A 21,502-nucleotide genomic window follows, 5' to 3' on the forward strand; every position below is an offset into this window, starting at 1 on the left:
CCCCAGAGTACCTGTTCTTGCAGAAACATGGGAGAAACAATCGTAAGCGTCGAATCGCATTCACTCAACGATACACCGTCGTCACGTTTTGCTCAGCGATCAAGAAAAAGGAGAGGTTTATGCGACCGCGTACATCCTTCTCTCTGAAGTTACTCGGGCATTGCCGCCCGAGGCGCTTCGCCACGACAGCTCTCCCTGTGATTGTGATACTGCTGCTATGGCAATTGGTAGTGCCAGCTTCTGCTACAAATGCTCGAATAGCCTCGCTGCTTACCCCTCTGTCCTCTGGGTGTATTTCACCCAGTGACTGTGTCTCGAAAATGACCCTGCCTGAAAAAGAGGGGCAGATGACCCAGGTAGAGAAAAACGCCTTTACCATGGCTGGCAACTCGATAACGGATATTACGACCTATTTTATCGGGTCGGTGTTAAGTGGTGGTGGTGGTGGTCCTAATGGCGCGGGCGGCACCGCCACGCAGTGGGCAAATATGGTGGACAATTTCCAGAGCTACGCCCTCCAGACCCGCTTGGGCATTCCGCTCATCTACGGCGCTGATGCGGTCCATGGACATAACAACGTGTATGGCGCGACGCTCTTTCCACATAACATCGGGTTGGGAGCGATGCATGATCCTGCACTGATCACCCAGGTAGAGCAGGTGACCCGTGACGAGGTGTTAGGGACTGGTGTCCGGTGGACGTTTGCGCCGTGTGTGTGTACGCCACAGGATATTCGCTGGGGACGTACCTACGAGGGTTATAGCGAGAATCCTTCTGATAATGCGACTGATGGCTCCGCTGCCATTGTGGGTTTCCAGGGGTCGAATGGCACGTTGGGACCAACCAATATCCTGGCGACGGCAAAACACTTTATCGGCGATGGTCATACTGCCTGGGGGACCGGGTCACCGTACCTCAACGAGGGTAATGCTCAGATTTCCGAGCAGCAGTTGGATGCCATTGATCTCCCGCCCTATCAGTCGGCGGTCTCAAACAAGGTCGGTTCGGTGATGATCTCCTATAGTAGCTGGAATGGACTTAAAGACCACGCCAACCAGTATCTGATCACAACCAAGCTGAAAGGCACGGGAACAGACAGCTACGGCACACCCAATTTAGGGTTCCAGGGTTTCGTGGTCTCGGATTGGCAGGCCATCGACCAGATTTCTTCGGACTATAACTACGATGTGCGCACCGCGATTAATGCTGGCATCGATATGGTGATGGTCCCGGACAAGTACAAAACCTTCATCAGCACTCTTGATACCGAAATCAAGGCAGGGAGCATTCCGATGTCCCGCATTGATGATGCGGTCACGCGCATCTTGACGGAGAAGTTCGCGGCAGGCTTGTTTACGCAACCCTCCACTAATCGCAGCTATACTCCGAACGTGGGGTCGGCGGCACATCGCGCGGTCGCACGGCAGGCGGAGCGAGAATCGCAAGTGTTGTTGAAGAATAACGGTGTCCTCCCCTTATCAAAAACCGGGAGCTATACCCTGGTGGTAGGAGGCAGCCACGCGGATAATCTGGGCTACCAGTTAGGGGGTTGGTCGATCTCCTGGCAGGGGGGAAGTGGGACCACCACTGTTGGAACAACGCTCTGGCAGGCCATCCAGCAAGCAGGACTCTCATCTTCGGTGAAACTCAACTTCGTTGGCACGCGCACGAAGGGCAATTACAAAGGAGATGTCGGGATCGTCGCGGTTGGGGAAACACCGTATGCCGAAGGCAATGGCGATACGAATACCCTGGCACTCAGCAACAGCGACGCAACGGCGGTTTCCGACGTGTGTAGTCGCGTCACGAAGTGTGTCGTTTTGTTGTTCTCGGGGCGTCCGATGATCATCAATACCCAGTTGAACCAATCATCGGCATTCGTCGCCTCGTGGATAGGCTCAACGGAAGGCGAAGGCATCACCGATGTCCTTTTTGGCGATTACGGTTTTCAAGGGAAATTGACCTATACCTGGCCGAATGCGGTGACGCAAGAACCCTGCAATCAGAATAATAGCTGCACGGGTGCCTTATTCCCGTATGGGTATGGTATCACTCCCTTTTAATCAAAGAGACCCATGAAACCTGCTCCCTTGAGGTTTTAGGAGAGTAGGTTTCATGGCTTTTTCGTGGAAGAGAAGACCGAGCATTGGTGGGACGAGCCTGTCATCTCCCATCATAGCTGGTATTATGGCTCTGGCTGACCAGGCTGCAGGCCATCCCCATGGGTTTGTAAACCCACTCTTGTATAGCCTGGCAGGGACCTCGTCCTTCACTGATATCGTGAGCCCGGTATCTCCCGTAACAGTCGTACGAGCCAACTATGTCAACAGTGTCGACCCAAGCGCTGGTACAGCTTATGCCTTGCGAACGATGAACCAGACGCTCAGTTTGCAGACGACCTCAGGTTATGATGATGTCACGGGCCTTGGAACACCGACGAAAACCTTCTTGAGTGCTTTGAGCCACTAGCGCTCCTACTCGTCTCACAAAGAGGTGGAACGAGCGCCTACAAGACCAAAGCGGGGACGAGCTACGTATCAGTAGCTCGTCCCTGCTTTGATTTGAGAACCAATCTTGGAATGGTTGCTGAGCGCTTCCATATGCACGTCTTCAGAGGCAAAAATCCGTTTTTACCCCTTCGAGAGATGTTTCAAGAGTTGCAGCAGCATGTCTAAAGAATACGGTTCTTCAAGCAAATGAAGTTCTGGAAGGTGCTCATGACGCACCTTTTCGCCCTCTTTCATGATCATAATAGCGGGTAAGGCCTTCTCTGGAGCTATTGTTTTGAGACGATGATAGAGTTCCATTCCATTCAAGTCGGGAAGATGGTACGGGATCAGAACAAGCGATGGCTGAATGTTGCGAGCAAAATGAATGGCCTCTTCACTCGTCTGTGCAACGAGCGTGAGATACCTCGCTTCTTGCTTTATCGCTTTTTGGAGCCCCTTCCATGTTGCTTCGTTCTCTCCCACAATGAGCAAGAATCTCGTTGACATCGGCTTTCTCTGCGATACCATTACATTCTCCATATCTTCTTCCTGATGTGTGCCTTTCTCTCAACCGTTCATGTATCCTCTCTATGATCTGTGATCCACTGGATGGTGTCATTCCATCCCTCCTAGTGATGAGGAGTCGGTGTCACACTGGGTTTTCCCCCACCAGTATTCGTATCGCCCGGGCCATGGGGATGCGTATTGTCTCCGTTGCCAGACGTGTCAGAACCATTTTTCCCTGTTCCCTGTCCGTTCGAATTTCCATTGGAACTACTGTTTGACGCAGTAGAGACCGTAATCGCCGTTGTCTGAACCACGGTTGCGTCGGGATTAAGTAAGCTCACCGTCTTGATTGATTGCTTGCTGTTCCAATCGACCAGAAACACATAGGTGCCATGTTGCAGCGTCCCTGTGGCGCTTACGCGCTGATTATTCAGCCAGAGCTGTGCCCCTGGCTGGAAATGCTCACCCTTCAGGAGAAGTGTTGCCTGGGCATGAGGTGGTAGGGAAACAATGATCGTTACCGTTTGCAGATGCGTGACCTGCTCGCCCAACTGTTCCAGCGCTGCCGTGGTCGTCACTTGCTCCGACATCTTCAGGGAGGGTAACAGCGTGTGTAGAGTCTGGCGTGCATCTTGTTGCAGTGCGGCGAATTCCTGGGAAAGACGGTCATGATTCTTACCGGCTGGAATGGCATGAATGGATTGAGAGGCCGTGGTAAGCTGCTGCTCCAGGGTCGTCAGTTCATGGGTATAGGCATCTTCCTGCAAGGTGGTCGCCACTGTCTTCAAGCCAGAGAGGTGATCGCGTGCGATTTGCAGACGGAGTTCAGCCTGGTCTGCCGGGGATGTCGTGAAGGTTATCTGCATCTGCTGTACCCAACTTTTCACCGCATACAGTGGGTTGTTGGGTGTCGCTCCCTGCGCCGCCATCGCAACACCTGTACCCAACACGAGACAAAGGAACACACCAGCAGCCAGTACCAGTTGTACGCCCAATGGTCGTAGAGAGTGTAACCGCCACCATGGAGCAGTGGCTTGCTTTTGCTGGAGAGTATATGCGCGAGCACGAATTCGCCCCTCTAAGCGTTGGGCGAAGGCACCATCGGGTTGGAGTGCAGGATGACTGCGCACATACTGTGCCACAGTGATCAGTTCTTCGATCTCATCCTTTGTACTGCCAGGACCAGCAGGAGTGACGAGCTCAGCGTTCTCGAAACGGTGCTCTTGTGCCCATTGCTGCTCCAGGCGTTGATTGAGATCGTCTGCGTGGGTTTTCATGATCGTTTCTCCTGTTTGGATACCTTGCGACGCTGGGACGCTTTGGCTCCTTCCGTTTGCTTCTTGTCTGGTGTGGGTGGATGAAGGAAGCGCTGCAAGCTCTGTAACGCACGAAATTGCAGTGCTTTCACGGCATTGTCCTTTTTCCCAATCATTTTGGCGACTGTCGCGACATCATATCCCAGAATCAATCGACCAACGAGCACCTGTCGTTGTTCCTCGGTCAGCCTCTCCATCGCTTGTACGACACGTTGCCATTCATCGCGTGTCTCAAAGACATGGACAGGATCATCTTCGGGATGGTGCGTTGGTAAGGCATAGGCATGGCCGTCATAGTTATGCTGTTCGCTCATCTCGTACACTGGTGTCAATGAGAGAAGTGGAGGCTGTTTTTCCTGCCCACGATAATAGCCAGCGACGGTGTTGCGGGCTATGCCCAGAAGCCAGGCCGCAACGCCGGCTTCTTTCCTGGCCTTGACCTGGTGAATTCCCTCAACCATTTTTAAAAAGACCTCGGATGTCAGGTCTTCCGCTACAAAACGGTCAGGAACACGGGCGGCGATATACCCAAATATTCCTGGGAGAAAGTGACGATACAGCGCTCCAAGTGCCTCCCCTTCGCCTTGCCTGGCAGAACTGAGGAGACGATCAAATACCATGTTCTGCTCCTCATGTGCCGAAGTCACCATTTCCGATGACCATGGCCAGGAAACCATACGCGTCTCTTCCCTTCTAAATAATGCTGCGTCCTTACACTCTTCTAGTTGTCTTTTTGCTCTTCGTGGTTATGGGAGGGGGAGAAATTTCTGTTACGCTCTTCCGAGCAGGCACAACTCGTCGAGGATCTGCACATGTCTGCGTCCAAAGGTATCCCCAAAAGAACTATTTCGGATGGAGGCCGTAACCAAAACAAAAAAAAGACCACTCTCTAACTGAACAACGCAAGTGCAGGTAAGGAGGCACCAGAAAAGGCCTTATCTTGCTCAGCACGTGTTCTCGATGAGCGCATGGTAGGAGAAGGTGGAGGGGAACATCTCTCCTACCATGTCGCTTGTCTTCCCCACCTGCAACTGATTGAACATATTTTTGAGACAAAAGGAAAGTATGACATATGAGTATTGGTAGCACCATTGTAGCAGCCCTCAAAGGCAAACTTGTTGTCACCGCCCTGCTGGGCGCTGTGGTTGTTGGTGGCGGGACAGTCGCTTTCGCAGCAACCCCAATGGGACAGAATATCACAAAATCTATCACTGCTCCAACCCAAACCTCGACGCCAGCGACACAACATGGCAAAGATCAGAACGGCAAGAGCGAGACGAGTACGACAAACAATCAGTCAGGTGATCAGAAAAATGACTGCCCAGGGCTCTCTGAAGCCCAGAATCTGGCCAAGAAGTTTTCACTGAGCACGGAGAGCAAGAGCGCCACCATTCAACTGATCTGTTCGCTGCATACTGGGACCTACAAAGGGCTCAAACATGCGCTCGGATATGGCGAAATTGAGGATCTGCTCACCTACGCTCAATCCCTGGCTGGGCAGGATAAAAACGCCGCGAACGCGAAACTTAGCGACGAGACACTCAGTACATACATCGCAGCGGCGCTAAAAACGTGCGCGAACGATCCCATTTCTGCTTGTGTGAAAGCGAATACGCCGACCCAGCAAGGGACCCCTGGGAGCAGCAATAGTGGCAACGGAAGCACTAACGGGACCGATCATGGGAGTAGCGGGACCACGGGCAAACCAACAGCGACACCAACACCGCATCATTAGTCCCTGCCCTTTTCTTCTGTAGTTCGTATGTGTCTCCTCGCCAGTTTTATTGCTGGCGAGGAGACGTTTTGTTTTGCTCGCATCCTTGTCTCATCTGCCGTGGCCTTCGTCTTGCAGCTTTCCCTATCTTTCCTCCAGGAAGACCTGAGAAGGAGCGAAAGCTTAAGCATTCCTAGAAAATTTGCTGAAAAAGAGCGAAAATTCCCATTTGAGCGGAACCGTCACCAGGAGGGTATCTGTATCCTAACCAGGAATTGTTCATACGAAGAGGTTCAAGAGAAAAGACAAAGGCAGATATCCTGAAGGGCATCTGCCTTTTGGCATATATAAGATTCCTCAACACATCAGTGCTTGCACTGCTAACATGGTCACACGACAGTGCGTCTCCCTTTGTTTGTTGCTACATTCAACGTTGCCATTGACAACAATATAAGAGAGATGATACATTCTCCATATCGCTCGTTGTGTCAAGCAACGAAAAAGATCGGAGGAAGACAATGAGATCGCATGTCTCGGCAGGGGCCTTGTTGCGCGAGGTGGCCCGCTTACATGTGCAGTTACAACGCAATTGTGTGGCCTATTGTGGAGGAACGACCTCTACCCAGTGTACGGTGCTCACCGAACTGGGGCGGAGTGGGCAAGTGACGTTGGCAGAACTGAGTCGCCGGATTGGCCTGGATAAGGGATGGACCAGCCGCGCCATCGAGCAGTTGGTGCAGGAAGGACTGGTAGAGAAAATCCCCAGTACACGGGATCGGCGAACAGTGCAACTGTCCCTCTCTGCCGCAGGCGAGGCACGTCTGGCCGAGCTGAATAGGACCCTCAATGACCTGGCAACACAAACCTTTGAACATATTCCCGCAGCACAACATGAGATGGTCCGTTCCTCTTTGGAGCTCCTCCAGCAAGCTTTACAGACCCTAACGACGGAAGCGGGTACCTGCGAAAACACGGATCAGGGAGAGGCAGCATGCGAGTGCGAGTAGCCACGGTTGCCGATGCCTCGGCGATTGCAACCATTTACAATCAGGGGATCGAGGACCGGGTGGGGACGTTTGAGACGCAGTTACGTACCGAGGCCATGGTGGCATCCTGGTTTGACGGCATCCATCCCATTATGGTGGTGGAGCAGGAGCAAGACATTATCGCCTATGCCTCCACCTCCTCCTATCGCTCGCGCCCCTGCTACGCTGGTATCGCGGAATTTTCAGTCTATGTTCGCCGCGATTGGCGAGGCAAGGGGGCAGGACGCCTGGCCATGACCCACCTCATGCAGGAGAGCGCGACTGCCGGGTTCTGGAAAATTGTTTCACGCGTGTTCGTGGAGAACAAGGCCAGCCGTGGCCTGCTACGCTCACTGGGATTTCGCGAAGTGGGCATCTACGAAAAACATGGGCAACTCGATGGCATCTGGCGTGATGTGGTGATTGTCGAATATCTCATCGCCAGCAATCTTGCTCCTGCGTCCTTTGGCGCGTCTTCTCGTCATTCTCTATAGCAGAGCAAAAATAGAACAAGAGCGATGCTTTTAAGAAGGAGATAACACAATGAATTATGCATGGACTGCTGCAAACAGCTCTTCGCTTCCAGTTGCCATTATTGGTGCTGGCCCGGTTGGACTGGCAGCCGCTGCCCATCTTCTGCGCAAGGGGGAAACCCCGCTTCTATTTGAAGCAGGCGACACGGTAGGGACCTCAGTTCTGCGCTGGGGACATGTTCGCCTCTTCTCACCCTGGCGCTATATGCTCGATAAAGAGGCCGTCTCCCTGTTAGAGGAAACGGAATGGCAAGCTCCTGACGCTGAGGGCTATCCCACGGGGCGCGAACTGGTAGAGCAGTACCTCGAACCTCTCTCCCAGGTGCCAGCACTCACACCCCATCTGCATCTCAAGAGCCGGGTCCTGGCGGTGACGCGCCTGGGATATGACAAAATGAAAACCCCAGGTCGCGAGGAGGCCCCCTTTGTGCTTCGCGTTGAACGTGCCAGCGGTGAGGAGGACGATGTGCTGGCCAAAGCAGTAATCGATGCTTCAGGGACCTATTTAACCTCGAATGTCCTGGGAGCATCGGGCATCCCAGCGGTGGGTGAATGGGCGTTACAACGGTCCATCTTCTACGGCATTCCTGATGTGCTGGGCAAGGATCGAGCGCGGTATGCGGGTCGTCGCGTGCTAGTCGTTGGCAGTGGGCACTCTGCCTTCAATGCCCTGCTCGACCTGGAAGTGTTGGCCCGCGAGGTGCCGACCACGCAGATCTTCTGGGCGATTCGTCACAGTGATACTGGCCAGATGTATGGTGGCGGTGAGAATGACGCGCTTGCCGAACGCGGTCAACTCGGGACACGCATTCGCGCCTTGGTCGAACGTGGACACGTACGATTGGTGACAAACGTTCAGATTCGCAAACTCGTGCAGACAGAGGAAGGTATCTCCCTGGTTGGCTATGAAGAGACATTGCCAGCGGTTGATGAGATTATTGCGACGACCGGCTTCCGTCCCGACCGGGCGCTCACGAGTGAATTACGCCTCGCACTCGATCCTGCGGTGGAAAGCCCGGTTGCCCTGGCGCCGTTGATCGACCCAAATGTGCATAGTTGCGGGACTGTCCCTCCTCATGGCGTGGATGAACTCTCTCACCCAGAATCCAACTTCTATATCGTGGGGATGAAGAGCTATGGTCGTGCTCCAACCTTCTTGATGCTCACGGGCTACGAACAGGTCCGCTCCATTGTGGCTGCCCTCACTGGCGACTGGGAGAGCGCGCGTCGGGTTGAACTGGAACTGCCAGAGACGGGCGTCTGTTCGGTAGATAATGGTAGGTCCTGCTGTTCGGCAGAGCCTGAAGAGATTCCCCTGAATCTCGGGGTCAGGCAATTCGCTGGGAAGGGTCTCCAGGTAGTAACGCCAGGGAAATGCTGTGGCTAACAACGATGCTGGGGAGAGACTTCTCTCTTCCCAGCAACATCTCGCAGACGCTCCCATAATGGGGAAGGAGCCTCTCGCTTCCAGGCGCTCTTCCTATGGCTGGATATTGGTTGGAGTCCTGGGCCTGACAACGATTCTTTCCTATGGGACGACCCAATATCTCTTTGGCACGCTTGTCGTTCCCGTGAGTGACACCTTTCATTGGAATCGGGCCAGCATCTCCAGTGTCTATGCGGTCAGCCTGCTCCTCGCCGGGTTGTTGGGTGTGCCTGTTGGGTACCTGGTGGATCGTTATGGTGCTCGCCTGCTCATGACACTGGGATCGCTGCTGGGTGGACTGACCTTCTTTGGGCTTGCCTCTGCCCATGCTGCCTGGCAATTTGCGCTCCTGTGGGCAGCAGGCATGGGCATTGCGATGGCGCTTTTCCTTTACCCGGTCACCTTTACCGTCATCACAACCTGGTTTGAACAGGGGCGAGGCAAAGCCTTTGCGGTCCTGACCTTTCTGGGAGGGCTGGCATCACCTATCTTCTTTCCCCTGGCGGGGTCCTGCTCCCTAGCATGGGTTGGCGCCATATGCTTCTTCTCTTTGGGGGACTTCATCTTGTCATTGCCATGCCACTCCATGGCTTGTTGCTGCGGCGAGCGCCAAGGAGAGAGGACACACAACGAGCACAGAAGCAGCAAGAACACGCCTTCCTGCGAGAAGACGGGGTTACTGCCCGAGAGGCCTTGCGCCAACGTCCTTTTTGGATGTTGACGGTCTCGTTTGCCATTGCCATGCTTGGCAATACTGTCCTCTTTACACACCAGATTGCGCACCTGATCCATCGCGGATATGATCCGGTGCTCGCCGCGACCCTTGCGGGAGGATTAGGGCTGGCAAGTTTACCAGGGCGGGTCGGGCTCAATCTCTTGAGCGAACGCGTCTCTCCACGGCGTTTGCTTGGTCTTTGTCATGTTGTGCAGGCCCTGGGTGTCGTGGTCCTCATCCTGGCCCCATCGGTTCCCTGGTTACTGGTGTATGTGCTGCTCTATGGAGCGGCCTTTGGGGCGATCTCCCCGCTGAAAGCCTCCGTTGTTGCGGACTATTTTGGCAAGAAAGCGTATGGAACCATAACAGCCCTGCAAGGCTTGCCCATTGCCCTGTGCAATGCGGCAGGTCCCCTGCTCGCAGGCTGGCTCTATGACCTGCTTGGTCGCTACGACCTCGCATTCTGGTTATGTGCTGGGGGATTTCTCCTAGCGGGCATTGGCATCACACTCACGCCTCCAGCCAGACAATGGACACCACACGCTTTGTAAGAAAAGGAAAAGCGTGACCGTGTGAGAGGCCTGCCTGCCAACACGGTCATGCTTTTCAGCGTTTACGCCGCCAGTTGCCAGAGGGCGGTGAGAAGAAGGGTCGCTGCGATGCGGAGCGCCTCTGGTTGCACGCGCTCAATCGCATCACCAGGGGTATGCAACTGTGCCGCCCCAACACTCACTCCCACCGCAGGGAAGCCCGCCTGCACAAATGGTCGCTGATCCGAGGCAATATTGCCGACGATGAGCGGGATATCGAGCCAACGTCCTGCTTGATCAAGCGGCTGGAGCAAAGGCTCGGTCTGCGAGCCTGGCTCAATCCAGACCGCATCATTGAGGCAGGCAGCCCCATCCAGGTTGAGCATGAGCGGTGTGCTCCCCTGAGCTTTGAGCTGAGTAGCCAGGACAGAGGACCCTTGTACTCCGACTTCTTCCGCATCGAAGGCAACAAAGAGGAGTGGGCGCCTGAACTGGAGGCGAGCCTGCGTGATGACCCGCGCCAGTTCAAGGAGGACCGCGACACCAGCCGCGTTATCTGTCGCTCCTGGAAGGCGTGGTCCTTCCACATCATCACCAACGCCATCATAATGTGCCCCCAGGATCAGGGGAGAACTTGCCAGATGCTCATCGGTTCCAGGACGGTGTGCCAGAACGTTGCCCCCTTGGGCCTGGTGAGCATAGACGGGAACGCGCGCGTGTATCCTTGTGCCCGTCAGGTCTACGTGCAGGTCTGCTCGAACTGAGAGCACTGGAAGGGCCACGGGAGTACCGGCAATGATACGCTTCACCAGGTAGCCATCAGCGGTTGCGTAGAGAGGGGTCAGCAAACCTATCGCTCCTTGATGTGCGAGTTCGTCGGCGAGCGTCGTGAATGCGGTCCCCTGAGGAACGGCATCGAGCGCGACCCATGCGCCCTGATAGCGATCAAGCGCTCCTTCTTCCGAAAACCTCACAACGCTCCCCTCGACGATGTCTGGTTGAAAGGCGGAGCGTGGATGCTCACAGTACTCGGTACGCTGGACAAAAGTTCGGAGGATCTCACCCTTAGCCGTCACCTGTTCCAACAGCAGTGGGGCAGCCTGTTCTAAGACAGGGGCCGAAAGCGGAAAGGCCTGTGTCGTCGTCTCCCACCCCAGGCTCTTCCAATGCTCTATCAGAAAATCCGTTGCCTCTGTATGTCCTTGCGTGCCCACGCGTCGACCAGCAAACACTGGGGCACACAACTGGTGTGTGTGCTCCAGCATGCGAACTGAATCGAGAAGGGTGAGGGCCGCGAGCAGGTCAGGCGGAGCGAATTGCTCAGTCATCATGCAGTCTCTCCTTCCCGGTGCTGTTATTAGCAGCATCGCTGTTGTCCAGCAGGCGAAGCTCCTTGCACGGGTTCTCCACAACACCCGCCTGCTACCTGCGTATCGGTGGCGAGGGCAGAGCTGGATGTGGGTTCTCCACAACACCCTGTGCTTGCTGTGGACTGGCTGGTCGTGCCACAGCACCCACTCGTTACCTGGGCATCTGAGACAACGACAGATTGGCTGGATGTGGGCTCTCCGCAACATCCTGTGCTTGCGGACTGGCTGGTCGTGCCACAGCACCCACTTTGCTGGACCGGTAAGGTGGAAACGGTGGGGAGACCATGCTGAAAACCGCCTCTGGCTGCTGGCTTTGACGAATTGGAGGCCTGAGTCATGAATATGTACTCCTTGTTGTTCGTGTCATCTATTCAACTGTGTATGCCCTTCTGGCATGTTCATCTGAGTAGACGTAGTTCCTCGCCAAAAGACGCAACTCTCTCACATGCAATTTCTGTGGACAGATCATGAAGTCGGCAAGCAAAGAGGGTGTGATCGGAGCCAGACCAGGATGGCTTCTTGTCCAGATGCGTCCTTTTTCATTATGCTCCGTCTACCTGAGTAGAAATGGTTCGAAGAACAGAAAGGGCATTGAGAATGTTTCGAGAAGAAGCACTAGCGCACTGGCGTCAGCAAGAGTATGAACAGGCCCGTCTCCATCTATATCGCTTCCAGGCGGCACATTTGGCTAGGACATCAGACAAGAGACAAAGCGCATGGATGAAACTTGTTTCCAGCATGCTCAAGTACGCGGTTTTGTTGCGCCTTGGCACAGATGGATCGAGGAATGCTGAGGAGCAGATCTATTGCCCTTCTCAGCCCTTGACGTGCTGTGCATAATACAGGCAGACGATCTCCATCAGAAGAGAAGGTACGAATTGATGTTTCACACGGTTGAGTCTGCCTGGCAGACACTCCATGACCCCCTCTACCGCTTTATTCGCCGACGCGTGGCAACCCAGGAGCAGGCCGAAGACCTGCTCCAAGAGGTATTCCTCAAAATGCACACACAAATCGACTCGTTGCGCGAACAGGAGAAACTAGAACGCTGGATGTATCAGATTGCGCGCAACCTCATTATTGATCACTATCGCAAAGGGCGGCAGGATATTCCCCTGGAGGATGCTGAGGAGATGCTGCCCCTCGATGAAATTCCAGAGGAAGATCTCCAGGCACAGTTGGCTGCGTCGGTCGCTGCGATGATTACCTGCTTGCCCCCTACGTATCAAGAGGCCCTTCTCCTGACCGATGTGCAAGGTCTCTCACAGAAAGAACTGGCAACGCGTCTAGACCTGTCGTTTTCAGGAGCCAAATCACGAGTGCAGCGAGCACGCGAAAAGCTGAAGCAGATGGTGCTCGATTGCTGTCACATCGAATTTGATCGCCTTGGGCGTGTCATTGATTACCACTCCCATTGTGCCTGCTGTCAGACACAAGAGCATGAGAAAAGAGGGTGCTCAGTCGGGCAGTGTGCATGCACATCTCAAACAACACGCGCATCGTCTCAGGCGAATGCCATCTTGCCAGTCATCAATACAAGAGGTATTAGTCTCAAGGCTTGAAAGAGAGCGTCTCGTGAGCAGATTGCGAGCCTGACTATAGACGCGGAAATCGAATCAGGTTAGTTTTCTCTTCTTGATGAGGGTATGTTTATAGAACCTCATGACTTAGAGGACATACTGAGCGATATCCATGAATTCTGGTTGGGGCGATGATCGAGTCACGCCTGGCAATCAGCGCCTCGGCGCATTTTGTGGCTGGCCTGGGTGGCTTCCACTTCATCGACCTGGATACCCCCATGCTCCTGGCTGAAGATCCTTTTAGCAGATAGATATTCGTGTTGCAAAGTAGGCTGGATTGTAGTGCAGCAATGCCGCACTACAATCCCCTATTCAAACAAAGCATCGTAGAGACTGAGAATACCTCTAGCTAGCAGTTTCGCTAGAATATGTATCTCTACTGTACCTGCATTGTATGCTCAACTAGTTAGGGTGATACCTTCCACCTGGAGCCTTAACCACGGTTACCACTGTGGCAGACACCCAGGCCTGGCAATGATTGTAGTTAATCTCGTACCAGAGGTTGTTGCTATCGTCAGTAGCGGTAAGGCCAGAGACGAAGAGCGCACCATTAGGTGCGTCGCCTATCTGATAGGTATCGCTACCCGTAGGGCGACCATATATCTTGACAGTTGTCGAGCCGCTCTGGCTAAGCGAAACTACATTACCCACAGTGTCGATCCCCGCGCCAGAAGGAACTGCCAACCAGGCCGTCCGGCCGTTCGCGAAGTAGCTCGGACTCGAGTCATGCAGATGCGTTGTCTCACCAAACCAGACCTGCTACATACAGGAAAGACACAGCCGCAGTATGGTATACTTGGCTCATTGTCAACATCGACGGTCATCTTTCTACTCCAATGAAGGAGGCACTTCATGACCACGACTATCTCCTCTACGACCCATGGCGAGAGCCGCGTCGCGGGCTGGCTCTCGCCCGAAGAGTTCGCTATTTTAGAAGCTGTTTGTGAGACCTTATTTCCCTCGCTTGAACCTCCAGCTGGCAGTTCAGAGGTGGAGCAAGCCTACTATCGCCGGAGCGCTCGTAATCTCGATCTCGCCCGCCTGATCGCCGAGACGCTGGCGCAGGAGACTCTCGAGGCCCAGACGGAGTTTCGCCAGTTGCTGGCCTTGATGGCGAGTCCCGTAAGTGGGCTGCTCCTGGCTGGTAGCGCTAAAGCGTTTCTAGAGCTCTCTGCCGCAAAGCGCACACGCTACCTCCTGGCGATGGCCAATAGCCCCCTGGGACAGTTGCGGCAGGGGTATCAGGCCATGAAGCGCCTGGCGGGTTTTATCTACTTCTCTGTGCCAACTGAAGAGGGCCGTAATCCCAACTGGGAGGCGCTCGACTATACTCCGGCGTCGCCACCACCACCAACCGACGCGCCACAGCCCATCCGCCCCTTGGCCATTACAGAAGACACAACGCTGGACGCCGACGCCATTGTGATCGGCTCAGGAGCGGGTGGTGGGGTCGCCGCCGCTGAACTGGCCATGGCGGGCAAGAGCGTGATCGTGCTGGAGAAGGGTGGCTATAACAACGAGGCGAATTTTACCCTGCAAGAGGCCCAGGCCACACCCGAACTCTACTTGAATCGCGGCCTGCTAACCTCGAAGGACCTGGGCATGGTCGTCCTGGCGGGCAGCACGCTTGGCGGCGGGACCGTCGTCAACTGGACGACCTCGTTTCGCACACCCATGGATGTGCTCGAAGAATGGGAGGCCATCTCTGGCTTACGCGGCCGCTTTACGAATGCGCAGTACCAGGAGAGCTTCGCCGCCGTTGAGCAGCGCATCCAGGTTAACACAGAGAATAGCGCGCATAACCGCCAGAACCGCTTGCTCTATGATGGCTGCAAGGCCCTGGACTATCACGCGGAGGCCATCCCTCGCAACGCCGTCGGCTGTGACCAGCGCTGTGGTACCTGCGGCTATGGCTGCCGCTATGGGGCCAAGCAGTCGACCATGAAGACCTACTTGCAGGATGCCTTCGACCATGGCGCGCGCATCATCGTCAACTGCCAGGCCGATAAGGTGCTGATGGAGAATGGACAGGTAAGGGGCGTCCTGGCGACAGTACATAATAAAGAGAGCGGGCGCACCTATGAGCTTACTCTACACACGAAAACGGTTGTAGTAGCGGCAGGAACCCTCAATACGCCCGCGATTCTCTTGCGCTCAGGCCTGACCAATAAGCATATTGGGCAGCACCTCCACCTGCACCCCACGACCACGCTCGCGGGTCTCTATCCCGACAAGGTCTATCCCTGGCAGGGCGTCATGCAGTCGGCATACTCGGATCAGTTTAGCCATCTCGATGCCAACTATGGGTATAAGCTGGAGGTGCCACCCACTCATCCCGGCCTGCTGGGACTGGCAACACCGTGGTTCTCCGCGCGCGAGTATCGCGAGCAGATGGCCCAGGCAGCGCATATCGCAACCATGATCGTGCTTTCGCGAGACAAGGGCGAGGGCAGCGTCACCCTTGATCGCCATGGAGAGCCGATCATTAACTATGTCGTCTCGGTCTATGATCGCAAACATCTCATGCACGGGCTACGCCGGTCCGCGCGCATCCACTTCGCCGCAGGCGCCAGGGAGATCGTGACGCTACATAATCAACGCACAGGCGTGAAGCGTGGAAGCGATGGCAGTGTCAGCGTACAGGACTTGCGTGCGTTTGATCGCGCCATTGAGCGCCATGGCATGGGACCCAACCGCAATATGACCTTTACCGCGCACCAGATGGGCACCTGCCGCATGGGCAGCGATCCTAAGGCCTCGGTCACCAACGAACACGGCGAGGTCTATGGCATCAAGGGACTCTTCGTTGCCGATGGCAGCCTCTTCCCCGCCCCCTCGGGAGTCAACCCCATGCTGAGCATCATGTCCCTCGTCCACAACAACTGCCAGTATCTCAAAACCGTGGTCTAAAAGAAAAGTTGCATAAAAAAGAGAGGGCTGCATAGGAGCAATCCTCTTTTTTATGCAACTTTTCTTCATCATTATCAGTCCCTCCACTTGCCTCAACGGCCCTTCGATTGTCGTCTGCCCCAGAAGTAATGTAGACGTAATACTTCAGGTTTTACCACGTCTATATTGATGCATATAAATTTGCGTTATTTGCATGTTTGTATTTTTCCTATAATTTGCGTACATTTATATGCGTCTATATTTTTATAGGAATTAGAGGAAATAACTATGCGAAGAAAATACTTTCTTCCTCTTTTGTGTATGGCTCTCTTCTCTCTTGTATTGGCTGGCTGTGGTGCAGGCAATGCCTCCTCAGCAACTGTAGCGCCATCTCCAACCACCACATCTCTGGCACAAAAGGCGAAAGAGATTCCAGTCACATTAAGCAAACCAGTTACCCTGACCAAGCCATCGACGCCCGCGACGACCGTTCAGGTTAGTTGGACAAATCCTTACACTATGTATGCAACGGGGACCGCCATCGTGCGCAATGCCCCCAATACAGATGGCACCATCCTGACCAGTTATGCTCCTGCAACCGCCGTTACTGTCTATGGCAATGTACAGGGAGAAACGGTCAATGGCGTCTCGATGTGGTATCGTGTCTCTGATCGCAACAGTGACCCCAAATACATCTATGGTGGTCGCCTAAGCAATACGAAGGCGACACCTGTTCCTACAAAGACTGCTGGTTTACCGGTCATTGGGCCGCCGCCGCCACCACCGCCAGCTCCTGCCGCACCCGTCGCGACTGGAAAAGTCATCTTTGTCAATCTCTCAACTCAGTATCTCTACGCCTATGAGAATGGCGCGGTCGTACGCTCCTTCCCGATCGCAAGTGGACGCCCAGAGCTATACACGCCAGCCGGTACCTTCACTGTCCTCAGCAAGGGAGCTAATTTGACGTTCTACTCTCCCTGGCCAGTTGGTTCGCCTTACTACTATTCGCCTGAGCATGTTGATTACGCGCTCAAGCTCACCACTGGCGGCATCTATATCCATACCGCGGGCTGGCGAGAGTACAATGACTTTGGTCCTGGAACGCAGAATCCCCATACATTGCCTGATGGCACCCAGTCAACTGGCTCACATGGATGTATCAATACACGCATCAGCGATGGACAGTGGTACTATAGCTGGGCACCCGTTGGTATGACGGTGGTTATGTCCTACTAATTAATGCTATGAGCAAATTACTGGGTTAACCTCCCGCGCCTGTGGCGCTCGCTTCGGTTGATGCAGTGAAGCCGGTTGGTAGCCTGCAGGCTACCAACCGGCTTCACTGCATCAACCGAAGCGATATTAAACACTTTGCGGCCTCTCGACGGCTATTCCCCAATTTCTGATGCGCCTTCGCGAAAATACCTCGTTTTAAAGGTTGACATTTACCTATGCCAGAACTTATACTTAGCTCAAGAGAAAAATACTTTGTTGATCTATTTAATCAACTTTTCAAAGGAGCCAGCGCGATGTCAGAGTATGCACATCCAGAGGTACTCGTTGACGTTAATTGGGTTGAGGATCATTTGCAGGATCCCCGTGTTCGCCTGATCGAGGCGGATGAAGATGTTCTGCTCTACGAAATTGGTCATATTCCGGGCGCGGTCAAGCTTGACTGGAATGTCGATGTCCAGAATCCCTTGAGCCGCGACTTTGTGGATAAAGAGGGCTTTGAGCAGTTGTTGAGCCGCTGGGGCGTCTCCAACGACACCACCGTGGTTCTCTACGGCGATAAGAACAACTGGTACGCCGCCTATGCCTTCTGGCTCTTCAAGCTCTATGGGCATGAGGATCTACGCATTCTTAATGGTGGTCGCGCTGCCTGGGAACATGCCAGTAAGGCCTACAGCAAAGAGGTTCCCACATACGAGCGCACCCATTACCAGGCCCAGGAAGAGAACGATCAGATTCGGGCCTTCCGCGACCAGGTCCTGGTCGAACTGAAGGATTCTGACCTGCGCCTCGTAGATGTACGCTCCCCAGGTGAGTACAGCGGTGAGCTGATCGCTATGCCGAACTATCCCCAGGAAGGCGCCCAGCGTGGTGGGCATATCCCTGGCGCGAAGAATATTCCCTGGGCCACTGGTGCGCGCGAAGACGGTACATTCAAGAGTGCCGATGAACTGCGCAAGCTCTACGCAGACAAGGGCATTACACCCGAAAACAAAGTAGTTACCTATTGCCGCATTGGTGAGCGTGGAGCCTATAGCTGGTTCATTCTCACACAATTGCTGGGCTATACAAACGTCCGTAACTACGATGGCTCCTGGACTGAATGGGGTAGCCTGGTCCGCTCCCCCATCGAGCGGTGAGTTCCTCTTGCGTCCGATTGAGAGCGCCCCTGCGGGGGCGCTCTTTTTATTGCTGGTGATTGTGGATATGTGCAGCCAGGCAGCCTGCGGCTGCCTGGCTGCACATATCCACAATCACCAGCGAGCGCCGTAGGCGAGAGAAGTCTAGCCCTGTTAAAAAGGGCTGTGATATACTGCCATACGTACGCACTGTTCTTGCCATAGATCAATGGAGATTGAGTTTTATGACCACTAGCGAACGTAGCTCACAGGGAACAACACATACCAAGGGAACGCAGGAGAAACTGGCCGATCTAGCCGAGGCCAAAGCGGCGTCTAAGCTGGGCGGTGGCTCTAAACGCATCGAGGTACAGCATAAGAAGGGCAAGTTAACGGCCCGCGAGCGCATCGACCTCCTGCTCGATCCCGGTACGTTTAACGAACTGGATATGTTTGTGACCCATCGTGCCTCAGATTTTGGTCTGGATGAGCAAAAAATTCCCGGCGACGGCGTTGTCACCGGTTACGGGCATGTCGATGGACGTCTCGTCTACGTCTTTTCCCAGGATTTCACCGTATTTGGCGGTTCGCTCTCCGAGGCACATGCGGAGAAGATCTGCAAGATCATGGACATGGCGATGAAGAATGGCGCACCCGTCATCGGACTCAATGACTCGGGCGGTGCACGCATTCAAGAGGGCGTGGTGAGCCTGGGCGCCTATGCAGACATTTTCCTGCGCAATACCATGGCCTCGGGCGTGGTACCCCAGCTCTCGGCCATCATGGGACCCTGCGCCGGAGGTGCCGTCTACTCACCCGCGATCACCGACTTTATCTTTATGGTCGAGGAGACGAGCTATATGTTCGTCACTGGCCCTAACGTCGTCAAATCGGTCACACACGAGGATGTGACCTTCGAGCAGTTGGGTGGCGCACAGATCCACAATAGCACCAGCGGCGTCGCGCACTTTGCCTGCCCCAGTGAGCCAGAGTGCATTCGTCAGCTCCGTCAGCTCCTCAGCTATCTGCCATCCAATAATATGGAGGATCCTCCGCGCATCGCCACCAGCGATAGTCCCACCCGCGTCGAGGAAGCCCTGGACAGCATTATTCCTGATAACTCAAATAAACCCTATGATATGAAGGCAGTCATCAAACATATTGTTGACGAAGGCAATTTCTTTGAGGTCCAGGAACATTTCGCCCAGAATATTCTTATCGGCTTCGCTCGCCTGAATGGGCGCTCCGTAGGCATCGTTGCGCAACAGCCGCGCGCACTGGCAGGCGTCCTGGATATCAATGCCTCAGACAAGGCCGCCCGCTTTGTTCGCTTCTGCGATTGCTTCAATATTCCCATTCTTACCTTAGTTGACGTGCCAGGCTTCCTCCCCGGCGTCGGACAGGAGCATGGAGGCATCATTCGCCATGGCGCCAAACTGCTCTACGCCTATTGTGAGGCCACTGTGCCTAAGATCACCGTTATTACGCGCAAGGCCTACGGCGGCGCGTATGATGTGATGAGCAGCAAACACGTCCGGGGCGATATCAACTACGCCTGGCCGACCGCTGAGATCGCGGTGATGGGGGCAGAGGGAGCGGTCAATATCCTCTTCAAGGACGAGATCGAGCGTGCCGACGATCCGGAGCAGCGACGCAAAGAATTGATCGCTGAGTACACGGAGAAGTTTAATAATCCCTACATCGCCGCCAGTCGCGGTTATGTCGATGAGATTATCGAACCACGCCATACGCGTGTGAAGCTGATCAACGCTCTGGAGATGCTAAAAAATAAGCGCGACTCCAACCCACCAAAGAAACACGGCAATATCCCCTTATAAATGTTTTAAGTAGAAGATGAGAGTGTGTTCGTTGATACGGGCTTTGCCCGTATCAACGAACACACTCTCATCTTCTACTTATTTTTTTCTAGGAGTTCGAGGAGGACACCATTGGTGCCTTTGGGATGGATAAATATCGCGCGGCCCTCGGCGGCGAGGCGTGGCTGCTGATCGAGTACGGGTGCCTCCTGGGCCTGCATCTCCTGCAAGGCTTTATCGATATGCTCAACCTCCAGGCAGATATGATGTAGGCCCTCTCCACGCTTCTCTAGAAACTTGAGTAGGCTGGCATTGGTCGCGGCAGGCTCAATTAGTTCAATTTCGCTACCGCCGGGACCACCCATGGGCAGAAAGGCGATACGCACCTGCTCGCTTGGAACCTCTTTGATCTCGCGCGGCTCAATACCAAGTGTATCACGATAGAAGGTTAATGCCTGTTCAATGTTACGGACAATGATAGCCACATGATCGATCCGCTTAGGGGTATTCTCGGCTGACATTCTTTACAATGACTCCTCGCGCCTGCGGCGCTCGCCTGATAGGTGGTGTGGTACATGTTGACAGCCACAGGCTGTCAACATGTACCACACCACCTATCAGAATTACTTACTTATGGCGTTAGCTGTAGCTATGCTTTGAATGCTGGGATTGAAGAAGATCCGACTTTAGGCGATGAGGCACGGCGGAGAAAACGCCCAGGCTACGCTGAATGGTACTACTCAACGTACGCAGGGCCATAAGGGCGCTGATACGCGTCTCCTCGTCATAGCCAAGCGCATCCGCGGCCTGCTCGAACTCGGCCTGGGTCAGGACTTCGTACGAGAGATCGGGCTTGACCAGCATGCTCAGATCCAGGTCAACATAGGAAAGGCGCTCATATCCCAGGATAGCAGGCTGAATAATGGTGGCGTATGTATGAATCAGGCTCTCGCCGTCATAAAATGCGCTTAACATGTACCAGCGCTCGGGCCAGAAGAATTGCAGACAATGTGAGCGCAGAGGGCGTGTCCCTCGCTCCCAATTCATCGGTGTACCAGCCGGCAGCCAGAGTCGCAAGGAACCCTGCGCCGCCTCTGCCTCTTCGTCCCCCACTTGCGTCTCAGCGCTCAACTGGTGTGCCTTCCACGAGCCACGTAGCGTCTTATCATAGTTACGACACTCTACTAAAAAGTCTTGCCGCATACATATACTCCCTTCCGTCGACCCCATAGTACGGAAC

General features: G+C 54.4%; 20 protein-coding genes and 2 pseudogenes. 14 read left to right on the plus strand and 8 right to left on the minus strand.

The window, feature by feature from the left end; all coding sequences use genetic code 11:
- The first annotated feature begins 230 nt into the window (after positions 1–230).
- Both KTE_RS10435 and KTE_RS10440 read left to right on the plus strand, forming a co-directional pair.
- Positions 231–2,063, plus strand: coding sequence for a glycoside hydrolase family 3 protein (locus KTE_RS10435; protein WP_374226806.1), 1,833 nt, complete (start codon positions 231–233; stop codon positions 2,061–2,063).
- Positions 2,064–2,115: 52 nt separating this feature from the next.
- Positions 2,116–2,469, plus strand: a complete 354-nt coding sequence (locus tag KTE_RS10440) for a hypothetical protein (RefSeq protein ID WP_201380781.1) — start codon at positions 2,116–2,118, stop codon at positions 2,467–2,469.
- 161 nt (positions 2,470–2,630) lie between these two features.
- Here the strand turns inward: KTE_RS10440 and KTE_RS10445 are convergent, their stop codons facing one another.
- From KTE_RS10445 to KTE_RS10455, 3 genes are all read right to left on the minus strand, one after another.
- Positions 2,631–2,996: a response regulator gene (locus KTE_RS10445; RefSeq protein WP_236600353.1), complete on the minus strand. Its 366-nt coding sequence runs from the start codon at positions 2,994–2,996 to the stop codon at positions 2,631–2,633.
- A gap of 122 nt (positions 2,997–3,118) precedes the next feature.
- The gene (locus KTE_RS10450; RefSeq protein WP_201380785.1) at positions 3,119–4,273 is read right to left on the minus strand and encodes a DUF5667 domain-containing protein; all 1,155 of its coding nucleotides are present in this window, start codon (positions 4,271–4,273) and stop codon (positions 3,119–3,121) included.
- Complete coding sequence (locus tag KTE_RS10455; protein ID WP_201380787.1) at positions 4,270–4,932, minus strand: RNA polymerase sigma factor; 663 nt, start codon at positions 4,930–4,932, stop codon at positions 4,270–4,272. Before KTE_RS10455 ends, KTE_RS10450 begins: the two co-directional genes overlap by 4 nt.
- Before the next feature lie 452 nt (positions 4,933–5,384).
- Here KTE_RS10455 and KTE_RS10460 point away from each other — a divergent pair, with 452 nt between their 5' ends.
- The 6 genes and pseudogenes from KTE_RS10460 (at position 5,385) to KTE_RS10485 (ending at position 10,276) form a co-directional block, all read left to right on the plus strand.
- Positions 5,385–6,047, plus strand: coding sequence for a hypothetical protein (locus KTE_RS10460; RefSeq protein ID WP_201380789.1), 663 nt, complete (start codon positions 5,385–5,387; stop codon positions 6,045–6,047).
- 497 nt (positions 6,048–6,544) lie between these two features.
- Positions 6,545–7,033, plus strand: a complete 489-nt coding sequence (locus KTE_RS10465; RefSeq protein ID WP_201380791.1) for a MarR family winged helix-turn-helix transcriptional regulator — start codon at positions 6,545–6,547, stop codon at positions 7,031–7,033.
- Positions 7,018–7,545, plus strand: a complete 528-nt coding sequence (locus tag KTE_RS10470; protein WP_201380794.1) for an arsinothricin resistance N-acetyltransferase ArsN1 family A — start codon at positions 7,018–7,020, stop codon at positions 7,543–7,545. The genes KTE_RS10465 and KTE_RS10470 overlap by 16 nt, the downstream gene beginning before the upstream one ends.
- A gap of 49 nt (positions 7,546–7,594) precedes the next feature.
- A complete protein-coding gene (locus tag KTE_RS10475) occupies positions 7,595–8,971 on the plus strand; it encodes an FAD-dependent oxidoreductase (protein ID WP_201380796.1) in 1,377 nt (458 codons plus the stop codon).
- A 58-nt stretch (positions 8,972–9,029) separates the two neighbouring features.
- Positions 9,030–9,530: pseudogene (locus tag KTE_RS47465) on the plus strand (MFS transporter); the annotation flags it as partial.
- A gap of 17 nt (positions 9,531–9,547) precedes the next feature.
- Complete coding sequence (locus KTE_RS10485; protein WP_236600354.1) at positions 9,548–10,276, plus strand: MFS transporter; 729 nt, start codon at positions 9,548–9,550, stop codon at positions 10,274–10,276.
- A gap of 62 nt (positions 10,277–10,338) precedes the next feature.
- Here the strand turns inward: KTE_RS10485 and KTE_RS10490 are convergent, their stop codons facing one another.
- Positions 10,339–11,586, minus strand: coding sequence for a M28 family metallopeptidase (locus KTE_RS10490; RefSeq protein ID WP_201380800.1), 1,248 nt, complete (start codon positions 11,584–11,586; stop codon positions 10,339–10,341).
- A gap of 26 nt (positions 11,587–11,612) precedes the next feature.
- Positions 11,613–11,963, minus strand: coding sequence for a hypothetical protein (locus tag KTE_RS10495; protein ID WP_201380802.1), 351 nt, complete (start codon positions 11,961–11,963; stop codon positions 11,613–11,615).
- Between the two features lie 543 nt (positions 11,964–12,506).
- On the opposite strand from KTE_RS10495, the gene sigZ reads away from it, so the two are divergent.
- Positions 12,507–13,187 carry an RNA polymerase sigma factor SigZ gene (gene sigZ, locus KTE_RS10500; protein ID WP_201380804.1) on the plus strand — a complete coding sequence of 227 codons (681 nt, stop codon included), beginning with the start codon at positions 12,507–12,509 and terminating at the stop codon, positions 13,185–13,187.
- Positions 13,188–13,321: 134 nt separating this feature from the next.
- Positions 13,322–13,447 (plus strand): annotated as a pseudogene (locus KTE_RS49545) (dipeptide epimerase); the annotation flags it as partial.
- A 160-nt stretch (positions 13,448–13,607) separates the two neighbouring features.
- Here the strand turns inward: KTE_RS49545 and KTE_RS10510 are convergent.
- Positions 13,608–13,856 (minus strand): hypothetical protein, encoded by a 249-nt coding sequence (locus KTE_RS10510; RefSeq protein ID WP_201380806.1) that lies wholly within the window; start codon positions 13,854–13,856, stop codon positions 13,608–13,610.
- Positions 13,857–14,057: 201 nt separating this feature from the next.
- Here KTE_RS10510 and KTE_RS10515 point away from each other — a divergent pair, with 201 nt between their 5' ends.
- From KTE_RS10515 to KTE_RS10530, 4 genes are all read left to right on the plus strand, one after another.
- Positions 14,058–16,115: a GMC family oxidoreductase N-terminal domain-containing protein gene (locus tag KTE_RS10515; RefSeq protein WP_201380808.1), complete on the plus strand. Its 2,058-nt coding sequence runs from the start codon at positions 14,058–14,060 to the stop codon at positions 16,113–16,115.
- A 267-nt stretch (positions 16,116–16,382) separates the two neighbouring features.
- Positions 16,383–17,330, plus strand: a complete 948-nt coding sequence (locus tag KTE_RS10520) for a L,D-transpeptidase family protein (protein WP_201380810.1) — start codon at positions 16,383–16,385, stop codon at positions 17,328–17,330.
- Between the two features lie 293 nt (positions 17,331–17,623).
- Complete coding sequence (locus KTE_RS10525) at positions 17,624–18,466, plus strand: sulfurtransferase (protein WP_201380812.1); 843 nt, start codon at positions 17,624–17,626, stop codon at positions 18,464–18,466.
- Positions 18,467–18,690: 224 nt separating this feature from the next.
- On the plus strand, positions 18,691–20,283 hold the full coding sequence (locus KTE_RS10530; protein ID WP_236600356.1) for an acyl-CoA carboxylase subunit beta: 1,593 nt from the start codon (positions 18,691–18,693) through the stop codon (positions 20,281–20,283).
- 74 nt (positions 20,284–20,357) lie between these two features.
- Here KTE_RS10530 and mce read toward each other — a convergent pair whose 3' ends face one another.
- A complete protein-coding gene (gene mce / locus KTE_RS10535; protein ID WP_201380814.1) occupies positions 20,358–20,783 on the minus strand; it encodes a methylmalonyl-CoA epimerase in 426 nt (141 codons plus the stop codon).
- 118 nt (positions 20,784–20,901) lie between these two features.
- Positions 20,902–21,465, minus strand: coding sequence for a DUF402 domain-containing protein (locus KTE_RS10540; RefSeq protein ID WP_201380816.1), 564 nt, complete (start codon positions 21,463–21,465; stop codon positions 20,902–20,904).
- Positions 21,466–21,502 lie beyond the last annotated feature (37 nt).

Origin of the sequence: Ktedonobacter sp. SOSP1-85 (genome assembly GCF_016587415.1) — a bacterium.
In the GTDB taxonomy this organism is placed as follows: domain Bacteria; phylum Chloroflexota; class Ktedonobacteria; order Ktedonobacterales; family Ktedonobacteraceae; genus Ktedonobacter.

Excerpts from the sequence above, each read along its gene's own strand:
- KTE_RS10440 (WP_201380781.1), top strand. The coding sequence starts at position 2,116 with ATGGCTTTTTCGTGGAAGAGAAGACCGAGCATTGGTGGGACGAGCCTG.
- KTE_RS10445 (WP_236600353.1), bottom strand. The coding sequence starts at position 2,996 with ATGTCAACGAGATTCTTGCTCATTGTGGGAGAGAACGAAGCAACATGG.
- KTE_RS10450 (WP_201380785.1), bottom strand. The coding sequence starts at position 4,273 with ATGAAAACCCACGCAGACGATCTCAATCAACGCCTGGAGCAGCAATGG.
- KTE_RS10455 (WP_201380787.1), bottom strand. The coding sequence starts at position 4,932 with ATGGTATTTGATCGTCTCCTCAGTTCTGCCAGGCAAGGCGAAGGGGAG.
- KTE_RS10460 (WP_201380789.1), top strand. The coding sequence starts at position 5,385 with ATGAGTATTGGTAGCACCATTGTAGCAGCCCTCAAAGGCAAACTTGTT.
- KTE_RS10465 (WP_201380791.1), top strand. The coding sequence starts at position 6,545 with ATGAGATCGCATGTCTCGGCAGGGGCCTTGTTGCGCGAGGTGGCCCGC.
- KTE_RS10470 (WP_201380794.1), top strand. The coding sequence starts at position 7,018 with ATGCGAGTGCGAGTAGCCACGGTTGCCGATGCCTCGGCGATTGCAACC.
- KTE_RS10475 (WP_201380796.1), top strand. The coding sequence starts at position 7,595 with ATGAATTATGCATGGACTGCTGCAAACAGCTCTTCGCTTCCAGTTGCC.
- KTE_RS10485 (WP_236600354.1), top strand. The coding sequence starts at position 9,548 with ATGCTTCTTCTCTTTGGGGGACTTCATCTTGTCATTGCCATGCCACTC.
- KTE_RS10490 (WP_201380800.1), bottom strand. The coding sequence starts at position 11,586 with ATGATGACTGAGCAATTCGCTCCGCCTGACCTGCTCGCGGCCCTCACC.
- KTE_RS10495 (WP_201380802.1), bottom strand. The coding sequence starts at position 11,963 with ATGACTCAGGCCTCCAATTCGTCAAAGCCAGCAGCCAGAGGCGGTTTT.
- sigZ (WP_201380804.1), top strand. The coding sequence starts at position 12,507 with ATGTTTCACACGGTTGAGTCTGCCTGGCAGACACTCCATGACCCCCTC.
- KTE_RS10515 (WP_201380808.1), top strand. The coding sequence starts at position 14,058 with ATGACCACGACTATCTCCTCTACGACCCATGGCGAGAGCCGCGTCGCG.
- KTE_RS10520 (WP_201380810.1), top strand. The coding sequence starts at position 16,383 with ATGCGAAGAAAATACTTTCTTCCTCTTTTGTGTATGGCTCTCTTCTCT.
- KTE_RS10525 (WP_201380812.1), top strand. The coding sequence starts at position 17,624 with ATGTCAGAGTATGCACATCCAGAGGTACTCGTTGACGTTAATTGGGTT.
- KTE_RS10530 (WP_236600356.1), top strand. The coding sequence starts at position 18,691 with ATGACCACTAGCGAACGTAGCTCACAGGGAACAACACATACCAAGGGA.
- mce (WP_201380814.1), bottom strand. The coding sequence starts at position 20,783 with ATGTCAGCCGAGAATACCCCTAAGCGGATCGATCATGTGGCTATCATT.
- KTE_RS10540 (WP_201380816.1), bottom strand. The coding sequence starts at position 21,465 with ATGCGGCAAGACTTTTTAGTAGAGTGTCGTAACTATGATAAGACGCTA.